At 66.6% G+C, this 23,909-nt stretch carries 22 protein-coding genes, 1 pseudogene and 1 riboswitch; of the genes and pseudogenes, 18 read left to right on the top strand and 5 right to left on the bottom strand.

The genetic code is table 11. The annotated features are described in order from the left end of the window. Positions 1-565: 565 nt before the first annotated feature. A riboswitch (TPP riboswitch) is annotated at positions 566-666 on the top strand. 59 nt (positions 667-725) lie between these two features. The 10 genes from C8N44_RS18735 to C8N44_RS18780 are packed head-to-tail and all read left to right on the top strand — an operon-like array spanning position 726 to position 7,971. After that, the gene (locus C8N44_RS18735) at positions 726-1,421 is read left to right on the top strand and encodes a hydroxymethylpyrimidine/phosphomethylpyrimidine kinase family protein (protein ID WP_107978297.1); all 696 of its coding nucleotides are present in this window, start codon (positions 726-728) and stop codon (positions 1,419-1,421) included. Beyond that, positions 1,418-2,392, top strand: a complete 975-nt coding sequence (locus tag C8N44_RS18740; RefSeq protein ID WP_107978298.1) for an FAD-dependent oxidoreductase — start codon at positions 1,418-1,420, stop codon at positions 2,390-2,392. Before C8N44_RS18735 ends, C8N44_RS18740 begins: the two co-directional genes overlap by 4 nt. Then, positions 2,376-2,573 (top strand): sulfur carrier protein ThiS, encoded by a 198-nt coding sequence (gene thiS / locus C8N44_RS18745; RefSeq protein WP_107978299.1) that lies wholly within the window; start codon positions 2,376-2,378, stop codon positions 2,571-2,573. The genes C8N44_RS18740 and thiS overlap by 17 nt, the downstream gene beginning before the upstream one ends. A gap of 1 nt (position 2,574) precedes the next feature. Next, positions 2,575-3,345 carry a thiazole synthase gene (locus C8N44_RS18750; protein WP_107978300.1) on the top strand — a complete coding sequence of 257 codons (771 nt, stop codon included), beginning with the start codon at positions 2,575-2,577 and terminating at the stop codon, positions 3,343-3,345. After that, positions 3,342-3,938: a thiamine phosphate synthase gene (locus C8N44_RS18755; protein ID WP_107978301.1), complete on the top strand. Its 597-nt coding sequence runs from the start codon at positions 3,342-3,344 to the stop codon at positions 3,936-3,938. Before C8N44_RS18750 ends, C8N44_RS18755 begins: the two co-directional genes overlap by 4 nt. Next, positions 3,935-4,915 carry a HesA/MoeB/ThiF family protein gene (locus tag C8N44_RS18760; RefSeq protein WP_107978302.1) on the top strand — a complete coding sequence of 327 codons (981 nt, stop codon included), beginning with the start codon at positions 3,935-3,937 and terminating at the stop codon, positions 4,913-4,915. The genes C8N44_RS18755 and C8N44_RS18760 overlap by 4 nt, the downstream gene beginning before the upstream one ends. Next, on the top strand, positions 4,915-5,850 hold the full coding sequence (locus C8N44_RS18765; RefSeq protein ID WP_107978303.1) for an ABC transporter substrate-binding protein: 936 nt from the start codon (positions 4,915-4,917) through the stop codon (positions 5,848-5,850). Before C8N44_RS18760 ends, C8N44_RS18765 begins: the two co-directional genes overlap by 1 nt. Then, positions 5,847-6,521, top strand: coding sequence for a thiaminase II (gene tenA, locus C8N44_RS18770; RefSeq protein ID WP_107978304.1), 675 nt, complete (start codon positions 5,847-5,849; stop codon positions 6,519-6,521). The genes C8N44_RS18765 and tenA overlap by 4 nt, the downstream gene beginning before the upstream one ends. After that, the gene (locus tag C8N44_RS18775) at positions 6,518-7,243 is read left to right on the top strand and encodes an ABC transporter ATP-binding protein (RefSeq protein ID WP_107978305.1); all 726 of its coding nucleotides are present in this window, start codon (positions 6,518-6,520) and stop codon (positions 7,241-7,243) included. The genes tenA and C8N44_RS18775 overlap by 4 nt, the downstream gene beginning before the upstream one ends. After that, complete coding sequence (locus C8N44_RS18780) at positions 7,240-7,971, top strand: ABC transporter permease (RefSeq protein ID WP_107978306.1); 732 nt, start codon at positions 7,240-7,242, stop codon at positions 7,969-7,971. Before C8N44_RS18775 ends, C8N44_RS18780 begins: the two co-directional genes overlap by 4 nt. Before the next feature lie 515 nt (positions 7,972-8,486). Here C8N44_RS18780 and C8N44_RS23880 read toward each other — a convergent pair. The 3 genes and pseudogenes from C8N44_RS23880 to C8N44_RS18795 all read right to left on the bottom strand — a co-directional run. After that, positions 8,487-8,723, bottom strand: a pseudogene (locus tag C8N44_RS23880) (IS3 family transposase); the annotation flags it as partial. A gap of 109 nt (positions 8,724-8,832) precedes the next feature. Further along, the gene (locus C8N44_RS18785) at positions 8,833-9,258 is read right to left on the bottom strand and encodes a c-type cytochrome (RefSeq protein ID WP_107978307.1); all 426 of its coding nucleotides are present in this window, start codon (positions 9,256-9,258) and stop codon (positions 8,833-8,835) included. 492 nt (positions 9,259-9,750) lie between these two features. Next, entirely contained in the window at positions 9,751-12,204 is a 2,454-nt protein-coding gene (locus C8N44_RS18795; protein ID WP_107978309.1) for a heavy metal translocating P-type ATPase, read from the bottom strand. Between the two features lie 304 nt (positions 12,205-12,508). On the opposite strand from C8N44_RS18795, the gene C8N44_RS18800 reads away from it, so the two are divergent. From C8N44_RS18800 to C8N44_RS18820, 5 genes are all read left to right on the top strand, one after another. Further along, positions 12,509-13,360 carry a cyanophycinase gene (locus C8N44_RS18800; protein ID WP_245412998.1) on the top strand — a complete coding sequence of 284 codons (852 nt, stop codon included), beginning with the start codon at positions 12,509-12,511 and terminating at the stop codon, positions 13,358-13,360. Continuing rightward, a complete protein-coding gene (gene cphA / locus C8N44_RS18805; protein WP_107978311.1) occupies positions 13,347-15,989 on the top strand; it encodes a cyanophycin synthetase in 2,643 nt (880 codons plus the stop codon). The genes C8N44_RS18800 and cphA overlap by 14 nt, the downstream gene beginning before the upstream one ends. Positions 15,990-16,046: 57 nt before the next feature. Then, positions 16,047-17,345, top strand: a complete 1,299-nt coding sequence (locus tag C8N44_RS18810) for an ATP-grasp domain-containing protein (RefSeq protein WP_107978312.1) — start codon at positions 16,047-16,049, stop codon at positions 17,343-17,345. A 66-nt stretch (positions 17,346-17,411) separates the two neighbouring features. Continuing rightward, positions 17,412-19,427, top strand: a complete 2,016-nt coding sequence (locus C8N44_RS18815) for a CocE/NonD family hydrolase (protein ID WP_107978313.1) — start codon at positions 17,412-17,414, stop codon at positions 19,425-19,427. Positions 19,428-19,567: 140 nt separating this feature from the next. Further along, complete coding sequence (locus C8N44_RS18820; RefSeq protein WP_107978314.1) at positions 19,568-20,281, top strand: Crp/Fnr family transcriptional regulator; 714 nt, start codon at positions 19,568-19,570, stop codon at positions 20,279-20,281. Between the two features lie 2 nt (positions 20,282-20,283). Here C8N44_RS18820 and C8N44_RS18825 read toward each other — a convergent pair whose 3' ends face one another. Then, positions 20,284-20,901: a LysE family translocator gene (locus C8N44_RS18825; RefSeq protein ID WP_107978315.1), complete on the bottom strand. Its 618-nt coding sequence runs from the start codon at positions 20,899-20,901 to the stop codon at positions 20,284-20,286. Between the two features lie 275 nt (positions 20,902-21,176). On the opposite strand from C8N44_RS18825, the gene C8N44_RS18830 reads away from it, so the two are divergent. The 3 genes from C8N44_RS18830 (at position 21,177) to C8N44_RS18840 (ending at position 23,121) form a co-directional block, all read left to right on the top strand. After that, positions 21,177-21,635 (top strand): STAS domain-containing protein, encoded by a 459-nt coding sequence (locus C8N44_RS18830; protein WP_107978316.1) that lies wholly within the window; start codon positions 21,177-21,179, stop codon positions 21,633-21,635. Positions 21,636-21,671: 36 nt separating this feature from the next. Beyond that, complete coding sequence (locus C8N44_RS18835) at positions 21,672-21,905, top strand: hypothetical protein (RefSeq protein ID WP_107978317.1); 234 nt, start codon at positions 21,672-21,674, stop codon at positions 21,903-21,905. 262 nt (positions 21,906-22,167) lie between these two features. Next, positions 22,168-23,121, top strand: coding sequence for an aldo/keto reductase (locus tag C8N44_RS18840; protein WP_107978318.1), 954 nt, complete (start codon positions 22,168-22,170; stop codon positions 23,119-23,121). A gap of 259 nt (positions 23,122-23,380) precedes the next feature. Here the strand turns inward: C8N44_RS18840 and C8N44_RS18845 are convergent. Further along, on the bottom strand, positions 23,381-23,909 hold a 529-nt coding region (locus tag C8N44_RS18845), incomplete at its 5' end, for an NAD(P)-dependent oxidoreductase (protein ID WP_245412997.1).

The following is a 23,909-nucleotide window of genomic DNA, read 5'->3' on the forward strand; positions in this document are numbered from 1 at the left end:
TGGTGCAACAGAATGTTGCACCGGATCCAATTGTTGCACCGCTCGCCGCCAGGTGCGCCGGCAGGAGATATCGAACCCTGGACAAGGTTACGTGAGGCGCGCGCCGCCCGGTTCGATCTCCCGAACATCGGCAGCAAGATCCCCAAAGGAGACCCGAATGGATACCATCATGCAGCGCCGGAAGAAAGACGGCGCAACGAGCTACACGGCGGTGATCCGCAATCGGGGACGCGTGTTAAGGTGCAACAGATTTCGTCCAACAGCATTTCGCCCAATAATACAGCACCTCTCGGCCCCCCAATAGCGCCATCCATCACCGTACTCGAGGTTCGAATCCTCTGTGCAAGATCATCGGACCGCGGCACCTCACGGCCACGCTGGGCTTCTCGCTGCTGGGCACCACGGGCCGCGGCAGGAGCGATGCCGAAGCCAACGGCGACGTCACTGCTTCGGACACTTCGCGCCAGCAGAAACGGCCTGATCGCGACCTTTCTTGGCAACGACTGGCCACCAGGGCGCTGACAGCACTCAGTTGCAGGTCTGCTCGGCCATTGCTATCGATATTGCGAATCCGTTGGGGTGCCCCGTCTGGGGCTGAGAGGCGATAGCCAACCCATCGAACCTGATCCGGACAATACCGGCGTAGGGAACGGAGCATGAGCTGACGAGCCCCATTGAGGGCCGTCCTTTCGTCCTCCCCCCTGTTGTCGGTGGGGGAAGCGACCATGCCGACGCCATCTGCACTGACCATCGCGGGCTCCGACAGTGGCGGCGGGTCGGGCATCCAGGCCGATCTCAAGACGTTCTCAGCGCTCGGGGTATACGGCACCAGCGCGATCACGGCCGCCACCGCGCAGAATACGCGGGGCGTCTTCGCGGTCGAGGCGGTCGCCGCCGCGCTTACCGATTACGACGGGCGGGTCCTGCTCGACCCGGTCATGGTCGCGAAATCCGGCGATGTCCTGCTGGCCAAAGCGGCCGAGGCGGCGCTGATCGAAAGGCTGCTGCCGCGGGCGGACGTGCTGACACCGAACCTGCCCGAAGCCGTCCGCCTGCTGGGTCGTGCGCCGGCCACGACCGCCGAGGAGACGGCGGCGCAGGACCGCGCGCTGCTGGACCTCGGGGCGCGGTCGGTCGTGATGAAGAGCGGCCATGCCGAGGGGGCGCCCTGCATCGACCGGCTGGTGACGGCCTCCGGCGTCGCTGCGCTGGAACAGCCGCGGCGCGCCACGCGCAACACGCATGGCACGGGATGCAGCCTGTCGTCGGCCATCGTCGCCGAACTGGCGAAGGGGGCCGGGGTGGAGGCGGCTATCCGGCGCGCGCAGGCCTGGCTGCACGGCGCGATCCGCGCGGCGGAAGGGCTGGGCATCGGCGGAGGGCACGGCCCCGTGCATCACTTCCAAGAGGTCGGGAAATGAAGGCGCGCGTCCTCGGCGCCGGCGTTGCCGGTCTCTGCGTGGCGACGGAGCTTGTCGCCCGGGGCTGCGAGGTGACGGTCTTCGACCCCGCGCCCCGGCCGGGACCGCACGGCTGCTCGTGGTGGGCCGGCGGGATGCTGGCCCCGGTCTGCGAAGGCGAGACGGCGGAGGAGCCGGTGGTCCGCCTGGGCCGGCAGGCCGCCGATTGGTGGGACCGTCAGGGGGTGCCGGTCGCGCGGCGTGGCACGATCGTGATGGCACTGGGGCGCGACCGGCGGGAACTCGACCGGTTCGCACGCCACACCCGGGGACACGAGTGGCTCGACGCGGACGGCCTCGCCGCGCTGGAGCCGGACCTTTCCGGCCGCTTCGACCGCGCGCTGCATGTCCCCTCGGAAGCGCATCTCGATCCGCGTACGGCGCTCGCGCACCTGCGGGACCGGGTGGAGCGCGACGGAGTGACCTTCATCGCCGAACCGGGCCGGCCCGAGGGGCTGACCTTTGACTGCCGCGGACTGGCGGCGCGGGAAGCGCTGCCGGATCTCCGCGGCGTAAAGGGCGAGATGGCCGTGCTGCGGAGCGACGACATCCGCCTGTCGCGCCCCGTCCGGCTGCTTCACCCGCGCATCCCGCTTTACGTCGTACCCCGCGCGGACGGGCTGTTCATGCTGGGCGCGACCCAGATCGAAAGCGACGACCGCCGGCGCAGCGTGCGTTCGGTCCTCGAACTGCTGTCGGCCGCCTATGCATTGCACCCCGCCTTCGGCGAGGCGGATCTGGTGGAGATCGGCGCCGACGCCCGCCCCGCCTTTCCCGACAACCTGCCCCGCGTCACGCGGCGGGGCGACACGTTTCACGTCAACGGCCTCTTCCGCCACGGCTTCCTTCTCGCCCCCGCGCTGGCGCGGATGGCGGCGGAGGCGGCTTTCGACGGCACGACACCGGAGCTTTGCCATGAAGATCACGCTTAACGGCACCCCGACCGAGGTGCGGGCCGAAACGCTCGCGGCCGTTCTGGACGAACTCGGCTACGGCGAGGCGAAGGTCGCCACCGCCGTCAACGAAAACTTCGTCCCGGCGGCGGCGCGCGGGCAGACGACGCTTTCCCCCGGCGACCGGGTCGAGGTCGTGGCACCCCGGCAGGGAGGGTGAGATGCAGCTTTACGGCACAGAGATCACATCGCGCCTGATGTTGGGCACGGCGCAGTATCCGTCGCCCGCCGTGCTGGCCGAGGCGTTCCGACGCTCGGGCGCCGGCATTGCCACCGTCTCGGTCCGGCGCGAGGCAGGCGGGGAGCGCGCGGGGGCCGCCTTCTGGGATCTGGTGCGCGAACTGGGCGTGACCCTGCTGCCCAACACCGCCGGGTGCCACTCGGTGCGCGAGGCGGTGACGACGGCGCAGATGGCGCGCGAGCTTTTCGACACGCCGTGGATCAAGCTGGAAGTCATCGGCCATGCCGACACGCTTCAGCCCGACCCGTTCGGGCTGGTCGAGGCGGCGCAGATCCTGTCCGACGACGGCTTCCGGGTCTTCCCCTACACCACCGAGGACGTGGTACTGGCCGACCGGCTGCTGGACGCGGGCTGCGAGATACTGATGCCCTGGGGCGCGCCGATCGGGACTGGGCTGGGGCTGACGAACATCTACGGGCTGCGCACCTTGCGTGCGCAGTTCCCGGAGGTGCCGATGGTGGTCGACGCAGGCCTCGGCCTGCCCAGCCAGGCGGCGATGGCAATGGAGATGGGCTTCGACGCCGTTCTGCTGAACACGGCCGTCGCGAAGGCGGGCGATCCGGCGGCGATGGCCCAGGGCTTCGCCCGCGCGGTCGAGGCGGGGCGGCTGGCATATGAGGCCGACCCGATGGAGCCGCGCGACATGGCGGCGCCCTCCACCCCCGTCATCGGGAAGGCGTTCCTGGAATGACGCTCGATCGCTTCTATCCGATCTTCGACAGCCTCGCCTGGCTGGAACGTACGCTGCCGCTTGGCGCGAAGCTGGTGCAGCTGCGGATCAAGGACATGCCGAGCCCCGAGTTGAGGCCGCTGGTGGCACATGCGCAGGCCCTGTGCCGGCGGCACAGCGCGGTGCTGGTGGTGAACGATCACTGGCGGATCGCCATCGACGAAGGATGCGACTGGGTGCACCTGGGGCAGGAGGATCTGGACGACGCCGATCTGCCCGCGATCCGCCGCGCCGGGCTGAGGCTGGGCATCAGCACCCACGACTACGCGGAACTGGACCGGGCGCTGGCCTTGGCGCCCGACTACGTGGCGCTCGGCCCCGTCTGGCCGACGATCCTGAAGAAGATGAAATGGGAGCGGCAGGGCCTCGACCGCGTGACGGAATGGAAGGGGCTGATCGGCAACTTGCCCCTTGTCGCAATCGGCGGGATGACGCCCGAGCGCGCGACACAGGCTTTTGCCGCGGGCGCCGACATCGTCTCGGCCGTCACCGACATCACGCTGAACGACGATCCCGAGGCGCGCGTGCGCCAGTGGATCGGGGCCACGCGATGAGCCGCTACGCCCGCCAGATCGCCGTGCCCGAATTCGGGACGGAGGGACAGGCCCGGCTGGAAGACGCGCAGGTGCTGGTCGTGGGCGCGGGCGGCCTTGCGGCGCCGGTACTGCAATATCTCGTCGCGGCGGGGGTCGGACGGATCCGGCTGGTCGATCCGGACCGGGTGGAGATGACGAACCTTCACCGTCAGACGCTGTTCCGCGAGGCCGACATCGGCCTGCCCAAGGCCGAAGCGGCGGCGGCAGCCGTCGCCGCGCTCAATTCCTGCGCCCGCGTCGACCCTGTGGTCGCACATCTCGATCCCGCCAACGCGGATGCGCTGTGCGTTGGCGTCGATCTGGTGCTTGACTGCGCCGACAGCTTCGCAGCCAGCTACCTCCTGTCGGACACCTGCCTGGCCGGGGGCCGTCCGCTTGTCAGCGCCTCGGTAATCGGGCTCGAGGGCTACGCGGGCGCCTTCTGCGGCGGCGCGCCCAGCCTTAGGGCCGTGTTTCCGGACCTGCCGCAGCGGCTGGGCTCCTGCGCCGAAGACGGCGTTCTGGGACCGGTCGTGGGCATCGTCGGCACGCTTCAGGCGCAGATGGCTGTGGCGCTGCTCGCCGGGCTCCCGCCCTCCCCGCTGGGTCAACTCGTCAGCTTCGACGCGCGGGGCTTCCGCTTCGGCGGCTTCCGCTTCGACGGCGCGGTCGAGCCTGCGTCGCGCCCCCGTTTCATTGCCCCCTCGGAGATCGCCGAAACGGACTTCCTCGTCGATCTGCGGGACGAGACGGAGGCGCCGCTGGTGCACCCGTCCGCTCGACGCCTGCCCGTCACCGCCTTCGGGCCGGACGGCCCCCGCCCGGCCGCCCGGCGGCGCGCGGTGCTGTGCTGCCGGTCCGGCCAGCGGTCCTGGGCCGCCGCCGAGCGGCTCGCCGCCGCCTGGGACGGCGAAATTTGCCTCGTCGCGCTTGGCGACCCAACCGGAGAGACCTGATGAAAGCCCACCTCACCGCCCTCGCCCTCCTCGCGGCTGCGCCCGCCGCCGCGCAGGACGAGATGACCGTCATGCTCGACTGGTTCGTGAATCCCGACCACGGGCCCATCGTCATTGCACAGGAACAGGGCTACTTCACCGACGCGGGGCTCGAGGTCGAGGTGATCGCCCCCGCAGATCCCGCCGATCCGCCCAAGATGGCCGCCGCCGGACGCGCCGATCTGGCGATCTCCTATCAGCCGCAGCTGCATCTTCAGGTGGCCGAGGGGATGCCGCTGACCCGCGTGGGCACGCTGGTCGCGACGCCGCTCAACTGCCTGCTGGTGCTGGAGGACGGGCCCGTGAAGGAGATCGCCGATCTGGCGGACCGCAAGGTCGGCTTCTCGGTCTCGGGGTTCGAAGAAGCGCTGTTGTCGGCCATGCTGGGTGGGGCCGGGATAAGCCCGGCGGATGTCGAGCTGGTCAACGTCAACTGGTCGCTCTCGCCCGCGCTGATGTCGGGCCAGGTCGACGCCGTGATCGGCGCCTTCCGCAATTTCGAGCTGAACCAGATGGAGATCGAGGGCGTCGCCGGCCGCTGCTTCTACCCGGAAGAGCACGGCGTGCCGACCTATGACGAACTGATCTATGTCGCCAATCCCGAGACGATGGACAGCGACATGATCCGTCGTTTCCTGGCCGCGACCGAGAAGGCGACTCAGTTCATCGTGAACCATCCGCAGGAAAGCTGGGAAATCTTCGCCAGCACCTCTGCCGAACTGCAGGACGAGCTGAACGAACGGGCCTGGGCCGACACGATCCCCCGCTTCGCGCTGCGCCCCGAGGCGCTCGATCGGGGGCGCTATGCCCGGTTCGAGGCCTTCCTTGCCGAAGCCGGTCTGATCGAGGGCACCCGGCGCGTGTCCGACCTGGCCATCGACCTGGGGGCGCAATGAGCTACGGCGCGATCTTCCCGCTGTGGCGCACGGCCGCCGGCGAGGCGTGGCGCGACTACACGCACCATGCCTTCGTCGAGGGGCTGGGCGACGGCACGCTCCCGCGTGAGGCGTTCCTGCGGTATCTGGTGCAGGATTATCTGTTCCTCGTCCATTTCTCGCGGGCCTGGGCACTGGCCGTGACCAAGGCCGAGACGCTAGACGAGATGCGCGCCTGTGCCGCCACTGTCCACGCGCTGCTGGACGACGAGATGCGGATGCATGTCGGGATCTGCGCCGCCGAGGGCATATCCGAGTCCGAATTGTACTCGGCCCGCGAGGCGCCGCAGAACATCGCCTACACCCGCTACGTTCTCGACGCGGGGCACGCCGGCGATTTCCTCGACCTGATGGCGGCGCTGGCGCCCTGCGTGCTGGGCTACGGCGAGATCGGGACGCGCCTGGGGCGGGCGGCTACGGGCGCGACACCCTATGCCGACTGGATCGCGACCTACGCGGACGACGATTACCAGCGCACCTGCCGCGAGGTCGGCGCGCTGATCGACGCGGCGGTGGCCCGCCGTCTCGGCCCGGTGCCGCAGGCCAGCCCGCGCTGGCACCGCCTCTGCGCCCGTTTCGAGACGGCGACGCGGCTCGAGGTCGATTTCTGGGGCATGGGCCTGCCCCGATGAGCGCCGCGCCGGCCCTGCACCTGTCCGGACGGGCGACGATCGCCGGCGGGCCGATCTTCGGGCCCCTGGACCTCGATGTGCCCGCCGGGGAATGGACCTGCCTGCTCGGCCCCTCGGGCGTGGGCAAGTCGACGGTGCTGCGGCTGCTGGCGGGGCTCGGCGGCGCGCTCGCCTTCGACGGCACAGCGACGGCGGGCGACGGGAGACCGCTGACGGGCCGCGTCGCGCTGATGGCGCAGCAGGACCTGCTGATGCCCTGGCTCGACGCCACCGCCAATGTCTGCCTGGGTGCGGTATTGCGCGGCGATGCGGCGCAGCGGACCCGGGCGCGCGCGCTGCTGGAGCGGGTCGGGCTTGCGGACCATGTCCGCAAGCGGCCCCAAGCCCTTTCGGGCGGACAACGGCAGCGGGTGGCGCTGGCCCGGACACTTATGGAGGATCGGCCCGTCGTGCTGCTCGACGAACCCTTCTCGGCCCTCGATGCGCGCGCGCGGGCCCTGATGCAGGACCTGTCCGCCGAGGTGCTGGCGGGCCGTACCGTCCTGCACGTCACCCACGACGCCGCCGAGGCCGCACGTTTGGGGCAAACCGTGCTGCTGATGACTTGTTCCGGGATCACCGCGATCGAGGTGCCGCAAACGCCCGCGCCTCGGCGCTTCGACGCGCCCGAGACGCTGGCCTTCCAGGGACACTTGCTCCGACAGCTTATGGAGACGCAATGACACGTGCCGCCCGAGTCGGCGGGATCGCCCTTCTGGCCCTTCTGGCGTGGCAGGCCCTGGTCACGGCCTTCGCGCTGCCGCGGTTCATCCTGCCGGGTCCGGGCCTCGTCCTCGAAACGCTCTGGACCAGCCGGGCGCTGCTGGCCGAACATGCGTTTTTCACGACGATCGAGGTGCTGCTCGGTCTGATCCTGGGTGGCATACTGGGCTTCGCCTCCGCGATCCTGCTGACCGCCTCGCAGCTGGCGCGGTTTGTCCTGCGCCCGATGCTGGTCTTCAGCCAGGCCGTGCCGGTCTTCGCCCTGGCACCGATCCTGACGCTGTGGCTGGGATACGGGCTTTGGTCCAAGATCGCCATGGCGTTATTGATCATCTACTTCCCGGTCACCTCCGCGTTCTTCGACGCGCTGATGCGGACCCCGCCCGAATGGCTGGAACTGTCCCGCGTGATGAACGCTCGGCCCGCCCGCATCCTGTGGCACATCCGCGTGCCGGCCGCCCTGCCCGGATTTGCCTCGGGCCTGCGACTGGCGGCCGTCTACGCCCCTATCGGCGCGATCATCGGCGAATGGGTCGGCGCCTCCCGGGGGCTCGGCTACCTCATGTTGCTGGCGAACGGCCGCGCGAAGATCGACCTGATGTTCGCCGCGCTGATCGTTCTGGCCGTGCTGACGCTCATCCTCCATGCCGCCGTCGACGCCGCCTGCCGGCGGCTGCTGGAGAGTTGAGGTACAGCAAGAACCAACCGCAGTGTCATGCGGTTGTCCGAGAGTGCTGTGGCTGCCGAGAACTCTGCGCATTGCCCAGACGATCTGGGGTAAAGGTGCAACAGATTTCGTCCACGACCGTTTCGGCCAATATTCGAAGCTCCCTCAGTATCCCGCGGCAGCATCCATCATGGGTGCCACGGCAAGCCGTGACGAATATTTTATGTTCATCTTCTTATACTTAACTACTACCTGTGCAGGCGACGACCTAAAAAGGTCTCTCGTGGTTCCCCGGCGTCTTGACGCTTTCCGTGGGTCTTCCAAGACGGCTTGATACCAAGTAGCAACATCCATCCCCCAGCCATGTCCGAGCCAGCGGGTGCCGCAATTCCCGACTGGGCCGTGGGGATGAAGCCTATCGTGACTCTAGATCATTTGAACGAAGTGTCCGACTTCAGCGCCTCAGGGACATCTGAGCTGGCTTCATAACGGAGCGAACCGCCCCGGGTTTGCCGGAGGCTGGGTTTGGCTATTTGCGCAGCCTCGGATTCGGTATCCAGAGCTGCGTAGAAGTTTACCTCGGCTTCTGCAGGAGGGCAGTTCCCGATTGTCTCGAGCAGGCGGCGGGTATTGAACCAGTCGACTAATTCGAGCGTCGCGTATTCGACGGCCTCGAAACGGCGTCAAGGGCCACGGCGGTGAATGACCTTCCACCTTTAACAAGCCGTGATCGGCTCAGCCAAGGCGTTGCCATGGCTGTCTGAGATAACCCCCGGTCTCTGGACAGGATCTGGCGTAATTTAAGCTACTCGTTGCACCTGCTGAGCGGGTTGGTTGGTGTCGTTTCCCTGCCAGTGGACCAGCGCCCGTGATCCCGTCATCTCAGTTGATCCCGTTGGCGCGCTGAAGCTCGCGGACGTAAGCGACGATGGCGGTGACATCTGCGCGGGTCAGCCCGTCTTGCGGAGGCATGTTTCCGAACTGCCAGTGATGCGCGCGGACGCCCTGTTGGACGGCAAGCTGGAAGGCCATGTCGCCGTGGTGCGAAGGTTCGTAGATCCTGTGGACGAGCGGCGGACCGAAACCCTGCTTTCCGGCGGCATTTTCGCCGTGGCAGGCGGCGCATACGGCGTCGAAGGCGCGCTTCCCCATGACGGCATCCGACGAGAGGGACTCCGGCACGGCCACGGAGGCGATGGCCTGGCCCTCGGCCGGGGTGGACGTGGTGATCTCCGGGGCCGTTCCGGAGGTGATGACATAGGCAGCGGCGGCGATGACCGCGGCCCCGGCAAGGGTAATCTTTTTCATTGCGATATCCTGCATCGCGGCGACGCTCGGTCGCGCGGTCTTCCTCTGGCGGAGCGGGTCCGCCGGCGTTCCCATGCCGTCAGGATCGCGGAGGTGGCAGGTCGAACGGAAGGGTCGTCGCCCGCCCCGTGGTATCACCGGGCCGACCCGTCCGCGATGCGGCGGGAGCCGGGTTGCCTGCGGCAGGCTGGTCCACTGGCGGCAAGGCGAGGACGCAGAGACCCATTTGCGCACAGGAGGACACGTTCCCGCCCTCCTGCTCCATATCATGGGACGGCATGTCCTCCGGGCAGGCCGCACAACCGTGACCGGACGCCGGGGCTCCGGCCATGCCCCACTGCGGCACCGACGAAACGACGAGCAGGAAAGCCAGGAGCGTGACAACGAAGAGGCGCATGATCTTCCTGTGAGGAAACGCCGGGATCATTGCCCTGCCCTCGGGTCGGAGGTCAATGAACAAATTGCTCGGCGCGGCAAAAGGCATCGTCGTGCTCACAACCTGCTGGCCCGGAGCCGCAGCGCGTTGCCGATCACCGAAACCGACGAGAGGCTCATCGCGGCGGCCGCGACGATCGGCGAGAGCAGCACCCCCAGGAACGGATAGAGCACGCCCGCAGCCACCGGCACGCCCGCGGTGTTGTAGACGAAGGCGAAGAACAGGTTCTGCCGGATGTTGCGCATGGTTGCCTCGGCTAGCCTGCGGGCGCGGACGATGCCCCTGAGATCACCCTTGACCAGCGTCAGCCCGGCGCTTTCGACGGCGACGTCGGCGCCCGTCCCCATGGCGATGCCCACGTCGGCCTCGGCCAGCGCCGGTGCGTCGTTCACGCCGTCCCCGGCCATCGCCACCGAGAGGCCCTCCTCCTTGAGGCGACGCACAAGCGCCCCCTTGTCCTCGGGCGAGATACCGGCATGCACCTCGTCGATGTCGAGTTCGCGTGCGACGGCCTTTGCAGTGGCCTCGGCATCCCCGGTGGCCATGACGATGCGCAGGCCGAGTTCGTGAAGGACCCGGATTGCCTCGGGCGTCGTTTCCTTGATCTTGTCGGCGACGGCGATCAGTCCCGCGGACCGACCGTCCAGCGCCACGAACATCGCGGTCTTGCCCTCGGCCTGCAGCGCCTCGGCCCGGTCATGGGCCAGTCCCTCGACCCCGAGATCCGACATCAGCGCGGCATTGCCCAATGCGACGCGGCGGCCCGAGACCATGCCGGTGACGCCCTTGCCGGTCACGGCCTCGAATTCGGTGCCGTCCTCGCGTCCCGCGCCACGTTCCTCGGCGCCGGCAACGATGGCTTCGGCCAACGGATGCTCGGAGCCGCGCTCAAGCGCCGCGACGAGCGTCAGCAGCGCACGTTCGTCCATCTCCTCGGGCTCCACGTCGGTGAGCGTTGGCTTCCCTTCGGTAAGCGTGCCTGTCTTGTCGACAATCAGCGTATCGACCTTCGCGAAGCGTTCCAGTGCCTCGGCGTCCCGGATGAGGACGCCTGCGCCGGCACCGCGGCCGGTTGCGACCATGACCGACATCGGGGTGGCCAGACCCAGGGCACAGGGACAGGCGATAATCAGCACCGAGACCGCCGCGACGAAGGCGTAGGACAGTGCGGGCTGCGGACCGAAGATCCACCAGGCGACGAAGGCCAGCAGCGCGGAGGCGACCACCGCCGGCACGAAGTATTCGGCCACGCGATCCGCCATGGCCTGGATCGGCGCCCGCGATCTCTGTGCCTTGGCGACCATGTCGACGATGCGGCTGAGCGTCGTGTCGGCGCCCACGCCGCGCGCCTCCATCAGGAAGCTGCCCGCCTTGTTGAGGGTGCCACCGGTGACGTCTTCGCCCTCGACCTTCTCGACCGGCACCGGCTCGCCGGTGATCATGCTTTCATCGACCGAGGAGCGCCCCGCGGTCACGACACCGTCGACCGGTACGCTTTCGCCGGGACGCACCCGCAGGATGTCACCGGCTCTCAGCGCGTCGAGCGGCACGTCGGATTCGCTGTCTCCCTCGACCCGCCGGGCGGTCTTGGGGGCGAGATCCATAAGGGCGCGGATTGCGTCGCCCGTGCGTTCGCGGGCAGCCAGTTCCATGACCTGCCCGATCAGCACCAGTACGAGGATGACGGCGGTCGCCTCGAAATAGACAGGGGGCATGCCGCCCTCGCTCATCTGCTCGGGCAAGAGGCCGGGCGCGAGAAGCGAGACGATCGAAAAGACGTAGGCCGCGCCAGTGCCAAGCGCGATAAGCGTCCACATGTTGGGCGAGCGGTTCACGATGGAAGCCCAGCCCCGTTTGAAGAAGGGCCGGCAGATCCAGACCACGGGCGTGGCCAGTGCGAACTGCAACCAGCCGAAAGCCGTGTGGCCCATCCAATCGCCGAAGGGTATGCCCAGATGGCTGCCCATCTCGAGGACGAACACCGTGAGCGCCAGCGGCGCGGTGATCCAGAGCCTACGCCTGAAATCCACGTATTCCGGATTGGGACCGCTGTCGGCGGAGGGCGTCATCGGCTCCAAAGCCATGCCGCACTTAGGGCAATCCCCGGGATGGTCCTGAACGATCTCGGGATGCATCGGGCAGGTGTACTGCGTGCCTTCCGGCATCGGCTCGGGCGCCGGGCGATCACCCAGGTAGGTATCAGGTTCCGCCTCGAACTTCGACTGGCAGCGGGAGGAGCAGAAATAGAAGCGCGCGCCCTCGTGCTTGGCCATGTGCGCGGCGGTCGCGCGCTCGACGGTCATGCCGCAGACCGGGTCCTTTGCGGAAAGATAGGCGGCAGGGTTCGCGCGGAACTTCTCGCGGCAGCCTTCGGAGCAGAAGTGGTAGACGTGACCCTCGTGTTCGAACTGCGGCTTACCGGCCTGAGGATCGACCGTCATGCCGCAGACGGGATCGCGTGTGATCTTCGCGGATCCGTGGTCATGCCCATGTCGCTGCGCCGTTTCCATGGTCTGTCCTTCCTATGTCTGCGCCGGTATCGTGCAGGTAATTCTTCCAGTTACTGGAAGGTCAAGGGCGCTTGCGCAGGCAATTCTTCCGGGGACGCGGGCGCATCGTCGGTCGGGCGTGTCGGCCTGGCTTGCGGGAACGCGTTATCCGTCCAGCCATAATAACAGGCAATTGCCTGCGAGACTGACAGGATTTCCGAGGAAGCGCGCCGGAGGCCGCGACAGTAGGAGGCAATTCATTCTCTGGCGCTAGAGTCATATTCACAGTAGACACGATGACCGGATCATGGGTTAACGGATGAATATGCAAGTGAAAGCGCCCCGACGCGGGCCCTTGGTCGCAATCGGCGGCGCAGAGGACCGGCAGGAAGCAGCAATCCTCTCGCGCGTCCTCGGACTGTCAAAGCGCGAAGAGCCGGTGGTGGCAGTGATCACGACCGCCAGCGCGATACCGCAGGAAGTGTTCGACGGCTATGAAGCCGTGTTCTCCACCCTCGGTGCGGCAGAGGTTCTCGACATCCGCATACGTGAGCGATCCGATGCGGCGGACGAGGATTTCGTCGCCATGCTTCGACGCGCCGACGTGATCTTCATCTCGGGCGGCGACCAGATGAGGCTGACCAACATCCTCGGGGGCTCACCGGTGTTGGAGGCGATCCGCGCGCGGCATTCCGAAGGTGCGGTCGTGGCCGGAACCAGCGCGGGCGCGGCCTGCCAGTCCTCGACCATGATCTACGGCGGCAGCGCGGACGACAGCCTGCGCAAGGGCGCAGTGAAGATGGCTGCCGGATTCGGGCTCGTGGACGGGGTGATAATCGACACCCATTTCCTGGAGCGAGGACGCTTTTCGCGGCTGATGGAAGTCGGCGCCACGAATCCCGAATTGCTGGGCGTTGGAATCGGAGAAGACGCCGCGGTTCTCTTCAAAGAGAATAAAATACTTGCCTTTGGGCCTGGTCACGTCATCCTTGTAGACAGTTCGGGGATCACCCGATCAAATGTCTTTGAGCTTGACGATGGCGAAGCCGTCACCGTCCATGACGTCAAGATGCACGCGCTGGTGGATGGGTATGGATATAGCCTGAGCGACCGGCGTGTCCTCGGGCCTGAAGAGCTCGGGGCAGAAAGCCTGGAGCCGAGAATTGCGTATACTTGAACACCGTGCACTGCGCGGACCCAATTACTACAGCCGCTACCAAGCGATCTACATGCGGCTCGATATCGAGGACCTGGAAGACCGGCCAAGCGACAAGGTGCCGGGAATAGCCGAAAAGCTCGAAGCGCTCCTGCCCGCCATATACGAGCACCGATGCTCGGTCGGTGAGGCAGGAGGTTTCCTGCAGCGGGTGCGTAACGGCACCTACGCCGGCCACATGGTCGAGCATGTCGCGATCGAACTTCAGAACATGGTCGGCTTCTCTGTCGGATACGGCAAGACCGTCGATAGCTACGATAAAGGTGTCTACAACGTCGTCTATCGCTATCGTGACGAGGCGACCGGGATCGCGGCAGGCGAAGCGGCCGTCGAGATCGTGCAGACGCTCTACGACGGCAACGACGTCGACCTTCAGCCCCACATCGATCAACTCAAGGAAGTGCGGGACGCCAATGCACTTGGCCCCTCCACCGGTGCCATCGTCGGCGCGGCCAAGGCCCGCAACATCCCCTACTACAATCTCACCGAGGGCACGAGCTACACGCAGCTCGGACATGGTGTGAAGCAACGTCGCTTCCAGGCGACCGTCACGGATGCCTCGGGGATCATCGGCCACTCCATCGCGGACGACAAGGACTGGACCAAACAGATCCTTGGCGACGCCGGCGTGACCGTGCCGCGCGGACAGAACTGCTATTCCTGGGAGGAGGCACAGGAAGCCGCCGAGTGGATCGGCTGGCCCGTGGTGACCAAGCCGCTGTCCGGCAACCACGGTCGCGGGGTGACGACCGACATCAACTCGATGGAGGATCTGCGGTCGGGCTATGACGCCGCGGTGGAGCGGCTGCGCGAGGCCGGAGACGGCGTGATCGTCGAGAGCTACATCCGCGGCGAAGATCACCGCATCCTCGTCATCGACGGCAAGCTGGTCGCGGCCGCACGACGCCGTCCGGCCCATGTCACGGGCGACGGCCGGAGCACGATCCAACAGCTGATCGACCGTGAGAACGAAGACCCGCGCCGCGGTGTCGGGCATGAGAACCTGCTGACGCAGATCCATGTGGATGAACAGACGCACCGCATGCTGGAACAGGCGGGGCATACACTGGACACGGTGCTGCCCGAGGGCGAACTGACCTTCCTGAAGTCCACGGCCAACATCTCGACCGGGGGGACGGCGACCGACCTGACCGACGAGGTGCACCCCGAGGTCAAGTTCGCGATGGAGCGGATCGGGCGTCTGGTCGGGCTTGACGTCATCGGGATCGACCTGCTGGCCGAGACACTGTCCAAGCCGCTCGAGGAACAGTCAGCCGGTGTGGTCGAAGTGAACGCCGGGCCCGGCTTCCGGATGCACATGGCGCCGACGCACGGCACGCCGCGTCCCGTGGGCGAGCACATCATCGACATGCTCTTCCCCGATCCGACCGATGACGGGCGAATCCCGATCACCGCGATCACGGGCACCAACGGCAAGACCACCACGACCCGGCTCATCAGTCACATTCTGAGACAGGCCGGCAATTCGGTTGGCATGGGCTGTACCGGCACGGTCGAGATCGACAACCACGTGATCCTGCGCGGCGACTACTCGGGGCCGGCAGCGGCGCATGCGGTGCTGCGCGAACCCACCGTGGAACACGCGGTTCTCGAGACGGCCCGTGGCGGCATCATGCGCCGGGGCCTGGGCTTCGATGAATGCGACGTGGGCGTGCTGCTCAACATTGCGTCAGACCACCTCGGCGAACGCGACATCCACACGCTCGACGAGCTTGCACGCTGCAAGACCGTGATCGTCGACGCGGTGAAGCGCGAGGGCGGTTACTGCGTGCTGAACGCGGACGACCCGCTGGTGATGGACCAAGGCACCTATTGGGCCCGGGGCGAGATCATCTATTTCACGATGGACCCGGAGAACCCTGCCCTGCAGGACCACCTCAGCGAGCTCGGCATGGTGCTGACCGTCAAGCACGGCAAGATCGTCATGCTGCGCGGCAAGGTCACTGTGGAAATCTGCGACGTGAACGACGTGCCGATCTCGTTCGAGGGGCATGCGCGCTTCAACGTGCAGAACGCCATGGCCGCGGCGGCGGCCGCCATCGCGCACGGGATCGAGATCGACGATGTGCGTGCCGGCTTGACCACCTTCCATCCGACGCCCACCCAGATGCCCGGCCGCACGAACTACTTCGAGGCCGACGGCGTGAAGTGCCTGATCGACTACGGCCACAACGTGCCGGCACTAGAGGCGCTCGAGCCACTTGTCCGCGGGCTCGCCACACAACGGCGGATTGGTGTCGCCTCGGCGCCCGGCAACCGGCGGGACGAGGATCTGGCCGCGCTCGGGGCGCAGCTTTCGAAGATGTGCGACACGCTCTATGTATTCGAGACCGATGCGCGCGGTCGTGCGACTGGCGAGACGGCGAAACTCATCCACGACGGCGCGACCTCGGCCGGAACCTCCTGCGAGGTCAAGATCGTCATGGAAGAGACCGACGCCGTGGAGCAGGCCATCGACGAGGCGCAGCGGGGCGACTTCCTGCTTCTGCTGATCGACGACATCGAAGGTACGACCGAGCGGCTGAAGGGGCGTAGCTTCCCTCACCAGTCCGATCTGTCGCGCGCCTGAGCCAATACATACACAAAAAGCAATCTGTCGCGGTGGGCGACAGGGGAGGATTTCAACATGACACGGAACGTGTTTGTCGTCGGGCTGAACGACTACAACGCCGAGCGGCTGAAACGCCTGCGGGGTGTCGAGGATGTCGCCTTTCACCAGCTCCTGACACCGGCCCAGGTCTACGAGACCCAGGAATTCGACATTCCGGCAATGCTGGCGGAGGCGGAAGCCCAGCTCGATGCCTTCGACGGCTCCATCGATGCCATCGTCGGCTATATCGATTTCCCGGTTTCGACGATGCTCCCGCTGTTGAGCGCCAAGTACGACACGCCGAATGCCTCGCTCGAGAGCCTCCTGAAGTGCGAGCACAAGTTCTGGTCGCGGCAAGTGATGAACGAGGTGGTGCCCGAGCACACGCCCAATTTCACCGCCTTCGATCCCTTCGATGAGGAAGCGCTGTCCAAGATCGGCGACGCGGGGCTGCGGTTCCCCTTCTTCGTCAAGCCGATCAAGTCGTCGGGATCGCGCCTGGGCTTCCGTATCGACAGCCCCGAGGACTTCGACTACGCGACCGAGAAGCTGCGGGCCGAGATCGGCAGCATCTCGGAGCCGTTCAACGCGATCCTGGAAAAGGCCGACCTGCCCGAGGACATCCGCACCATCGAGGGCCATTACTGCATGGCCGAGCGGGTCATCGGCGGGCGGCAATGCACGGTCGAGGGCTATGTCCACGACGGCGAGGTGACCTGCTACGGGACGGTGGATTCGATCCGCTATCCGCAGGTTCTGAGCTTCTTCTACTACCTCTACCCTTCTACCCTGCCCCAGAAGGTTCAGGAACAGATGTGGGAGATCTCGCGAAAGGTGATGGAGCATATCGGCTACGACAACGCCGGCTTCAACATCGAGTATTTCTGGGACGAGGTCGACAACCAGATCTGGCTTCTGGAGATCAACACCCGCATCGCGCAGTCGCACTGCGACCTGTTCGAGATGGTCGATGGGGTCAGTCACCAGCAGGTGACGGTTGACCTTGGCCTTGGCCGCAAGCCGGACATGCCGCACCGCGAGGGTGCGCACAACGTGGCCGCGGAGTTCTTCTACCGCGTGTTCTTCAGCGATGCGACAGCCTCGCGCGTGCCGTCGCGGGCCGAGATCGAGGTGGCGGCCGAGCAGGTCGAGAGCACCCGCATCTCCTCCTACCTGCAGAAAGGCATGACCCTCTCGCAACTGCCCGAGCAGGACGCCTACAGCTTTGCCGTGGCGTCGATCTGGATGGGCGCGAAGACCCGGTCGAAGCTGCTGTGGAACTACGAACAGGTCATGAAACGGTTGAACTACGAATTCGACGATATACTCGATTGAGCCTTCCGGTCTTGCCCCTGTTCCCGGGGCAGGGCCGCGCCTGCCCCTCTGCGGAGAACACCCCACATGAAAGTCGATACCGACCTGCCCCGCGCGGTCGCTGAACTCGAACACGTCGAGATCCCGATGCCTGACGGCACGAGACTCGCGGCCCGGATCTGGATGCCAGAGGGCGCCGAGACTGCGCCCGTGCCGGCCATCCTCGAATACATTCCCTACCGCAAGAACGACAAGACGCTGGAGCGCGATGCTGCACGGGCGCCTTGGCTCGCCTCGCGCGACTATGCCTACGTCCGCGTCGACCTGCGCGGCACCGGCGAATCCGAAGGGCTGATGAAGGACGAGTACACCGAGCTCGAGCTTGCCGACGGCTGCGACGTGATCGCCTGGATCGCCGAACAGGCCTGGTGCGACGGCGGGGTCGGCATCGTCGGTATTTCCTGGGGCGGCTTCAACGGTCTTCAGCTCGCGGCGCTTCGGCCCCCGGCGCTCAAGGCCGTGGTGACCATCTGTTCGACGGACGACCGTTACGCGGACGACATCCACTACATGGGCGGTGTGCCGCTTGGGGATCAGTTGTCCTGGGCTTCGGTCATGTTCGGGATCAACACCCTGCCGCCCGACCCCAAGCACGTGGGCGACAAATGGCGCGAGATGTGGCACCAGCGGCTCGACGAGTCCGGGCTCTGGCTGGAAACCTGGCTGGGGCACCAGACGCGCGACGATTTCTGGCGTCACGGCTCGGTCTGCGAGAACTGGGACGACATCGAGGTGCCGGTCTATGCCGTTTCGGGCTGGGCGGACGGCTACTGCCGCTCCGTCTTCCGGCTGGTCGAGAACCTGCGCTCGCCTGCAAAGGGGATCGTCGGTCCCTGGTCGCACCGCTATCCGCACCTGGGCGCACCTGGCCCGGCCATCGACTGGCTGACCGAGGAAACCCGCTGGTGGGATCACTGGCTGAAGGGTCAGGACACCGGGCTCATGGACGAGCCCGCATTGCGGCTCTTCCTGCAGGATCATGCCGAACCGCAAAGCCATTACGAGAAGCGAGAGGGGCACTGGATCGGCGAGCCGTCCTGGCCTTCGCCGAATGTCGAGCGCGTGTCTTACGGGCTGGGCGCCGATGGCGGGCTTGCCCCCGGCGCGGGCCGCGCGGGCGCGGAGATGTCGATCTGTTCGCCGCTCTGGGTCGGGCTGCACGGCGGCAAGTGGTGCTCCTACGCGCATCCGGGTGACCAGCCGACCGACCAGCGGCACGACGACGCCGGAAGTCTCGTGTTCGAGACGGCGCCACTGGAAAGCGACATGCAGCTTGTGGGCGACGCGGTCCTTCGGCTGCGTTGCCGCGTCGATCAACCTGTCGCGCAGGTCGTCGCCCGGCTTGTCGACGTGGCGCCCGACGGCGCAGGCACGCGGATCAGCCACGGACCTTTCAACCTCTGCCATAGAGACGGGCACGCCGAGCCCAAGGGTCTGGTGCCTGGCGAGGCCTTCACGGTGGAGGTGCCGCTCAAACACGTGGCCCAGACGCTGCGCGCGGGGCACCGGCTGCGGCTGTCGCTCTCGACAAGCTACTTCCCCATCGCCTGGCCCACGCCCGAGCCGGTGACGCTGAGCGTCATTCCCGGCGAGTCCGAGCTGCTGTTGCCGCTGCGCTCGGGACCCGGTCCGCGACTGGCCGACTTCGATCCGCCGCGTGCGGGGGCGCCGCTGGAGGTGTCGTATCACGAGTCTCCGCGCTCGGAATGGCGCGTGGGACAGGATCTCGACACCGGACGCGTCACCGTCGAGGTCCGCGACCACGAGGGCGCGGCGACGATCGAGCCGCATCAGTTCTTCCATTCGGCGGAGGGACGTGAGCGGTACTCGGTACTGCCCCATGACCCGCAATCGGCCGAGGGTGAGGTGACCTGGGTGCACGAGATGTCCCGGGACGGCTGGGCCGTCAGGACCGAAACCTGGACCCGGCTGACCTGCGATGCCGAAAACTTCCATATCTCGGCCACTCTGCGGGCCTGGTGCGACGGGACACTCGAACGCGAACACGACTTCGCGGCCTCGATCCCCCGCCAATTTTCCTGATCTCTTCGCCCGGCGTGCCCAAAGCGCCGGGCGGGTCCACCGGACAGTATTCCGAGTTGGTGACCGACAGGCGTACCGGCTAAGAGACTGGCAGTCCCCCAGGCGGCAGTCGCCCGGGTTACGCAACCTGGAAGCTTCGCATGCTCGAACGCAAGATCGCCGCCATCAAGGGATGCCACCTGTTTTCGGGGGCCGCGCGCGAAAGCCTCGAACCGCTGGCCCGCGCCAGCCAGGAGGTGCGCAGCAGGAAGGGCAGCACGATCTTCATGGAGGGGGACGAGGCGGACGGTCTGCGCGTCGTTCTTTCCGGCCTCGTGCGGATCTGGATTGCCGACCTCGAGGGACGCGAACTGACCCTTGCGCTCATGGAACCCGGCGAGACCTTTGGCGAGATCGCCATCCTCGACGGGCTTCCGCGCAGCGCGAATGCCACCGCGCTGGAAGCGACCGAATGCCTTGTGACGCCTCTGCCCGCACTCGACATGGCGCTGGCCGAGGATCCGAGACTGGCACGTCACCTGATACAGTTGCTCTGCGAAGTCCTGCGGCGCAACACCGTGGACATGGGGGCCTTTGCCTTTCTCGGGCTTGATGTCCGGCTGGCCCAGAAGCTGCAGGATCTGGCAGTGGCCCATGCGGCGATAGACGGGGGACGGGCCGAGTTCCGGCGCCGTTTTTCCCAGACCGAGCTTGCCCAGATGCTGGGTGTGACCCGCGAGTCGGTGAACAAGCGTCTTGCCGCGCTGACCCATGACGGGCTGATCACGCAGACCGACGGACTGTTCGCGATCCCGGACCTCGCAGCGCTCGCCGCCCGGGCACAAAGCGCAACCGAGTTCTCCCGACCGCGGTGAGGTCAGGCCGCGGCCGTCCATGCTATGGCGGCGAGCCCCACGAAGAGCAACGCGCCCCCAGACAGGGCGTTCAGGCGCCTCGCCTGCCCTGCCCGCACGAGAACCTGGGACACGACCAGATAGGGCGCCAGGGCGGCCAGCGACGATACCAGCACGGCCGTCCCGCAGAAGGCCAGCAGATTTAACGGCGTCTCGCCCGCCATGGCCGAGACGAGGCCGGGGAAGATCGACACGAAGAATACGAGCGCCAGAGGGTTGGCCAGCCCGACCCAGAGACCCATGAAAGCATTCCGGAAGCAGCCGCCTGACGCACCGAGCACCGCCATCTCCGGAGACGGTGGCGAGTTCAGCACTTTCCATCCGGACCAGACGAGGTAGGTGCCCCCCGACACCTGCAACGCCAGCATGACGTTTCCGTCGATCTCGCGCGCGGTCAGCGTCAGCCCGAGCGCCGCTGCGGTCCAGACGAATTCCGCCATCAGGATGCCTCCCACCGCGGACAGGCCACCGGGCAGGCCCGATCGGGCCGTTGCGGCCCCGACGAGGGCCATGTTCTGTCCCGGGGCAAGGTAGGCGGCGAAGTTCGCGGCCGCCAGGGTGATCCAGATTTCCGGTGTCATGTCTCTTCCTCCCGCATTCCGCGCGTTGAATGCCACGGATCGCGGGAGGGGGAAGTGAAGGCATTCACAGGGGCCCGAGGCGGGCCCGACCGATTGCGCCGTGTCGTGACGGGAGGTGCCGCCGGGAACACCGCGCAAATACAACGCTTCGCGGCCGTCATTCGCACGGCTGTCACAACACTTGTCACCACGCGCGGTCGTCACTGACGGCCACACGAGGGCCCGGTCATTCTGCCGGGCGCCGAGACCGACCCATTTGAAAGAGAGATTTTGACATGGACATCGATAGCAATCGGTTTGGTGACACGCACATCGTGACGGTCCGCGGCGCCGTCGACAGCCGCAGCGCAGGGAAACTGATGGATGCCCTGTGCTGCTGCGCGACGCAGACCTGCAGGCTACTTGTCGTGGACCTGAGCAGCGTCACGCTCACGACACGCGCCGGCATGCGCGGGTTCTTTGTCGCCGCGGTCCTCTTGCGCACGCAGGACGGCACCCTGCGGCTTCGCGGTGCGACGCAAGACGTCCGGAAACGGCTGGGCGAGAGAGGGTTCGCAGATCTTCTGAGCTTCGAGGAACTGCCCGCGAACGGACCGCGCAGACGCGCGGCGCACGAGATCGTTCCGCTGACATCCAGGAGGGGCCGGAATGTTGCCGCCTTCAGCGGCACCGGCTGCAGCGGCTTCGTGCGTCCCGCCGCTACGGCCAACACGATGCGGCCTGGCGCAGACTGAACCCCCCGTTCCTTGTTCGATCGGAAGGAGACCACAATGATGATCAAGATCGCCGCGCCGACATCGGCCGCTCCATCCCTTCCGGCAGCCATGCCCGGCTTCCGATCCCGCATCGCGGCGGCGTGGCCGAGCTGGCGCGCAGGCTGCAGGGAAGAGCGCGAGTATGCCGCGCTGCCCGCAATGTCGGATTTCCTTCTCGACGACCGCGGTCGCGACGCGGCCCTGCCGCTGGAAGCCCTGGCCTCCAGACGCCGCGACCGCGGCGCCTGATCTTCTGCAACTTCACCCAGTCAATTTCCCCCGAACGGAGAAGCCGAACGAATATGAAGACCCCTCCACCCTCTTGCCGCTCGCTCGATTCCTTGCCCGGCCCTCGGGATGCCTGTCCGCTGTCGCCTTCGGTCGCATGCGAGGAACGATCCAGCGATCCGGTCTGTTGACGAGGCGAACCAGGGCCGCGCGACGGCCGGGCCAAGGGCACAGCCCCCGCCCTCGGAGACCCGAAGCGCCGGAAAGATCGAAGGAAAACAAGATGCAGACCAGGACACTGGGCAAGACCGGTTTCGAAATCTCCCCGATCGTCTTCGGAGGAAACGTTCTCGGCTGGACGACGGACGAAAAGGAGAGCTTTCGCGTCCTAGACGCGTTTATCGACCACGGGTTCGACACGATCGACACGGCTGATGTCTATTCTGCCTGGGCCGAGGGCCACAGGGGCGGCGAATCCGAGACCATGCTTGGCAAGTGGTTTGCAGCGCGTCCCGGCATGCGCGACCGGGTGAAGCTCTTCACCAAGGTCGGGTCGGACATGGGCGGACCGGGTGAAAAAGGTCTGTCCGAGGCCTGGATCGCGAAGGCCGTCGACAGGTCGCTTGAGCGCATGCAGGTGGAGAATATCGACCTCTACTTCTCGCACTGGCCCGATCGCGACGTCCCGCACGAGGAAACGCTAGGAGCCTACCAGAAGCTGATCGAAGCCGGGAAGATCCGGGCGATCGGCGCATCGAACTACGATGCGGAGCTTTTAAGCGCAGCACTGGAGGTGGCGAAGACGGAAGGGCTACCCGAGTACCAGGTCGTTCAGCCCGAATACAACCTCTACGACCGCGGCGCCTTCGAGGGGCCGCTGCAAGAGCTCTGCATCACGAACGACATCGGCGTGGTGACCTATTTTTCACTCGCCGCCGGGTTTCTGACCGGCAAGTACCGCGGGGCCGCTGATCTCGAGGGTCGCAAGCGGGGCGGGATGGTCGAGAAGTACCTCGACGACCGCGGAATGCGGATCTTGGACGTCCTGGAAGAGGTTGCGTCGGAGCACAAAGCAACTCCGTCCGAGGTCTCGCTCGCCTGGCTGATCGCCCGGGATGGAGTCACCGCCCCGATCGCCAGTGCCACCAGCGTTCCGCAGGTCGAGAGCTTTGCCCGGGCCGCCGAACTGGAACTGTCTTCAGAGGCACTCGGCAGGCTGAGCGCTGCCGGCGCCTGAGAGCGCGTCGCTTGCCACGAGAGACGGATGACCTGAGCTCCTCGGGACGCGCAGGTTCTCGTTGCTCATCTGGCTTCGCCTGAGAAGGCAATCGGCATGGCGGGGCCACTTTGCGTTGCCTCGACCTCGCTCGCAGATACAGAAGCGGTCGTCCCGTTAAGGGTATCTGTCACTCTCCGCGGGCGAGGCGCCTAGCCCGTACGAAGGTGATCCATTCCCGGTGGATCACCATGCGGGCCTCGCCGCTGTCATCGCCGGATCAGTAGCCCTGCGCGGGGTCGAAGACGTTGGGCAGGCTGTCACCGGCCTCGAAACTGCGGATCGCGTCGGCCACGTAGAAGGCCTTGTCCCGCTTGGTGGGGGTCGACGCGATATGCGGCGTCACCGTCACCTTGGGATGATCCCAGAGCGGGCTTTCGGTCGGCAGGGGTTCGGTTTGGAACACGTCGAGCACGGCACCGGAGAGGTGCCCGTCGTCCAGCGCGGCGACGAGATCTTCCTCGACGAGATGCTTGCCGCGCCCGGCGTTGATGAAGGCCGCGCCCTTCGGCAGTTGTCGCAGGATGCCGGCGTCGATCAGGTTCTCGGTCGCCTTGGTGGCGGGCAGCAGGTCCACGAGAATATCCGTGCCACCCAGGAAATCCCCCATGCCCTCGGGACCGGCGAAAGACTCCATGCCCTCAACGGTCTTTTCGGTGCGCGACCAGCCCCGCGTGCTGAATCCCATCGCGCGCAGCGCGGCGGCGGATGCCAGCCCGAGGTTCCCTTGCCCCATGATCCCCACGGTC

The sequence above is a fragment of the Allosediminivita pacifica genome, from assembly GCF_003054175.1.
In the GTDB taxonomy this organism is placed as follows: domain Bacteria; phylum Pseudomonadota; class Alphaproteobacteria; order Rhodobacterales; family Rhodobacteraceae; genus Allosediminivita; species Allosediminivita pacifica.

Bases quoted from the DNA above. Each gene is read 5' to 3' on its own strand.
- C8N44_RS18755 (WP_107978301.1), top strand. From the start codon at position 3,342: ATGACGCTCGATCGCTTCTATCCGATCTTCGACAGCCTCGCCTGGCTG.
- C8N44_RS18750 (WP_107978300.1), top strand. From the start codon at position 2,575: ATGCAGCTTTACGGCACAGAGATCACATCGCGCCTGATGTTGGGCACG.
- C8N44_RS18825 (WP_107978315.1), bottom strand. From the start codon at position 20,901: ATGACACCGGAAATCTGGATCACCCTGGCGGCCGCGAACTTCGCCGCC.
- C8N44_RS18760 (WP_107978302.1), top strand. From the start codon at position 3,935: ATGAGCCGCTACGCCCGCCAGATCGCCGTGCCCGAATTCGGGACGGAG.
- C8N44_RS18765 (WP_107978303.1), top strand. From the start codon at position 4,915: ATGAAAGCCCACCTCACCGCCCTCGCCCTCCTCGCGGCTGCGCCCGCC.
- tenA (WP_107978304.1), top strand. From the start codon at position 5,847: ATGAGCTACGGCGCGATCTTCCCGCTGTGGCGCACGGCCGCCGGCGAG.
- C8N44_RS18775 (WP_107978305.1), top strand. From the start codon at position 6,518: ATGAGCGCCGCGCCGGCCCTGCACCTGTCCGGACGGGCGACGATCGCC.
- C8N44_RS18795 (WP_107978309.1), bottom strand. From the start codon at position 12,204: ATGGAAACGGCGCAGCGACATGGGCATGACCACGGATCCGCGAAGATC.
- C8N44_RS18800 (WP_245412998.1), top strand. From the start codon at position 12,509: ATGCAAGTGAAAGCGCCCCGACGCGGGCCCTTGGTCGCAATCGGCGGC.
- C8N44_RS18785 (WP_107978307.1), bottom strand. From the start codon at position 9,258: ATGAAAAAGATTACCCTTGCCGGGGCCGCGGTCATCGCCGCCGCTGCC.
- C8N44_RS18815 (WP_107978313.1), top strand. From the start codon at position 17,412: ATGAAAGTCGATACCGACCTGCCCCGCGCGGTCGCTGAACTCGAACAC.
- C8N44_RS18735 (WP_107978297.1), top strand. From the start codon at position 726: ATGCCGACGCCATCTGCACTGACCATCGCGGGCTCCGACAGTGGCGGC.
- C8N44_RS18830 (WP_107978316.1), top strand. From the start codon at position 21,177: ATGGACATCGATAGCAATCGGTTTGGTGACACGCACATCGTGACGGTC.
- C8N44_RS18840 (WP_107978318.1), top strand. From the start codon at position 22,168: ATGCAGACCAGGACACTGGGCAAGACCGGTTTCGAAATCTCCCCGATC.
- thiS (WP_107978299.1), top strand. From the start codon at position 2,376: ATGAAGATCACGCTTAACGGCACCCCGACCGAGGTGCGGGCCGAAACG.
- C8N44_RS18835 (WP_107978317.1), top strand. From the start codon at position 21,672: ATGATGATCAAGATCGCCGCGCCGACATCGGCCGCTCCATCCCTTCCG.
- C8N44_RS18780 (WP_107978306.1), top strand. From the start codon at position 7,240: ATGACACGTGCCGCCCGAGTCGGCGGGATCGCCCTTCTGGCCCTTCTG.
- C8N44_RS18810 (WP_107978312.1), top strand. From the start codon at position 16,047: ATGACACGGAACGTGTTTGTCGTCGGGCTGAACGACTACAACGCCGAG.
- C8N44_RS18820 (WP_107978314.1), top strand. From the start codon at position 19,568: ATGCTCGAACGCAAGATCGCCGCCATCAAGGGATGCCACCTGTTTTCG.
- C8N44_RS18740 (WP_107978298.1), top strand. From the start codon at position 1,418: ATGAAGGCGCGCGTCCTCGGCGCCGGCGTTGCCGGTCTCTGCGTGGCG.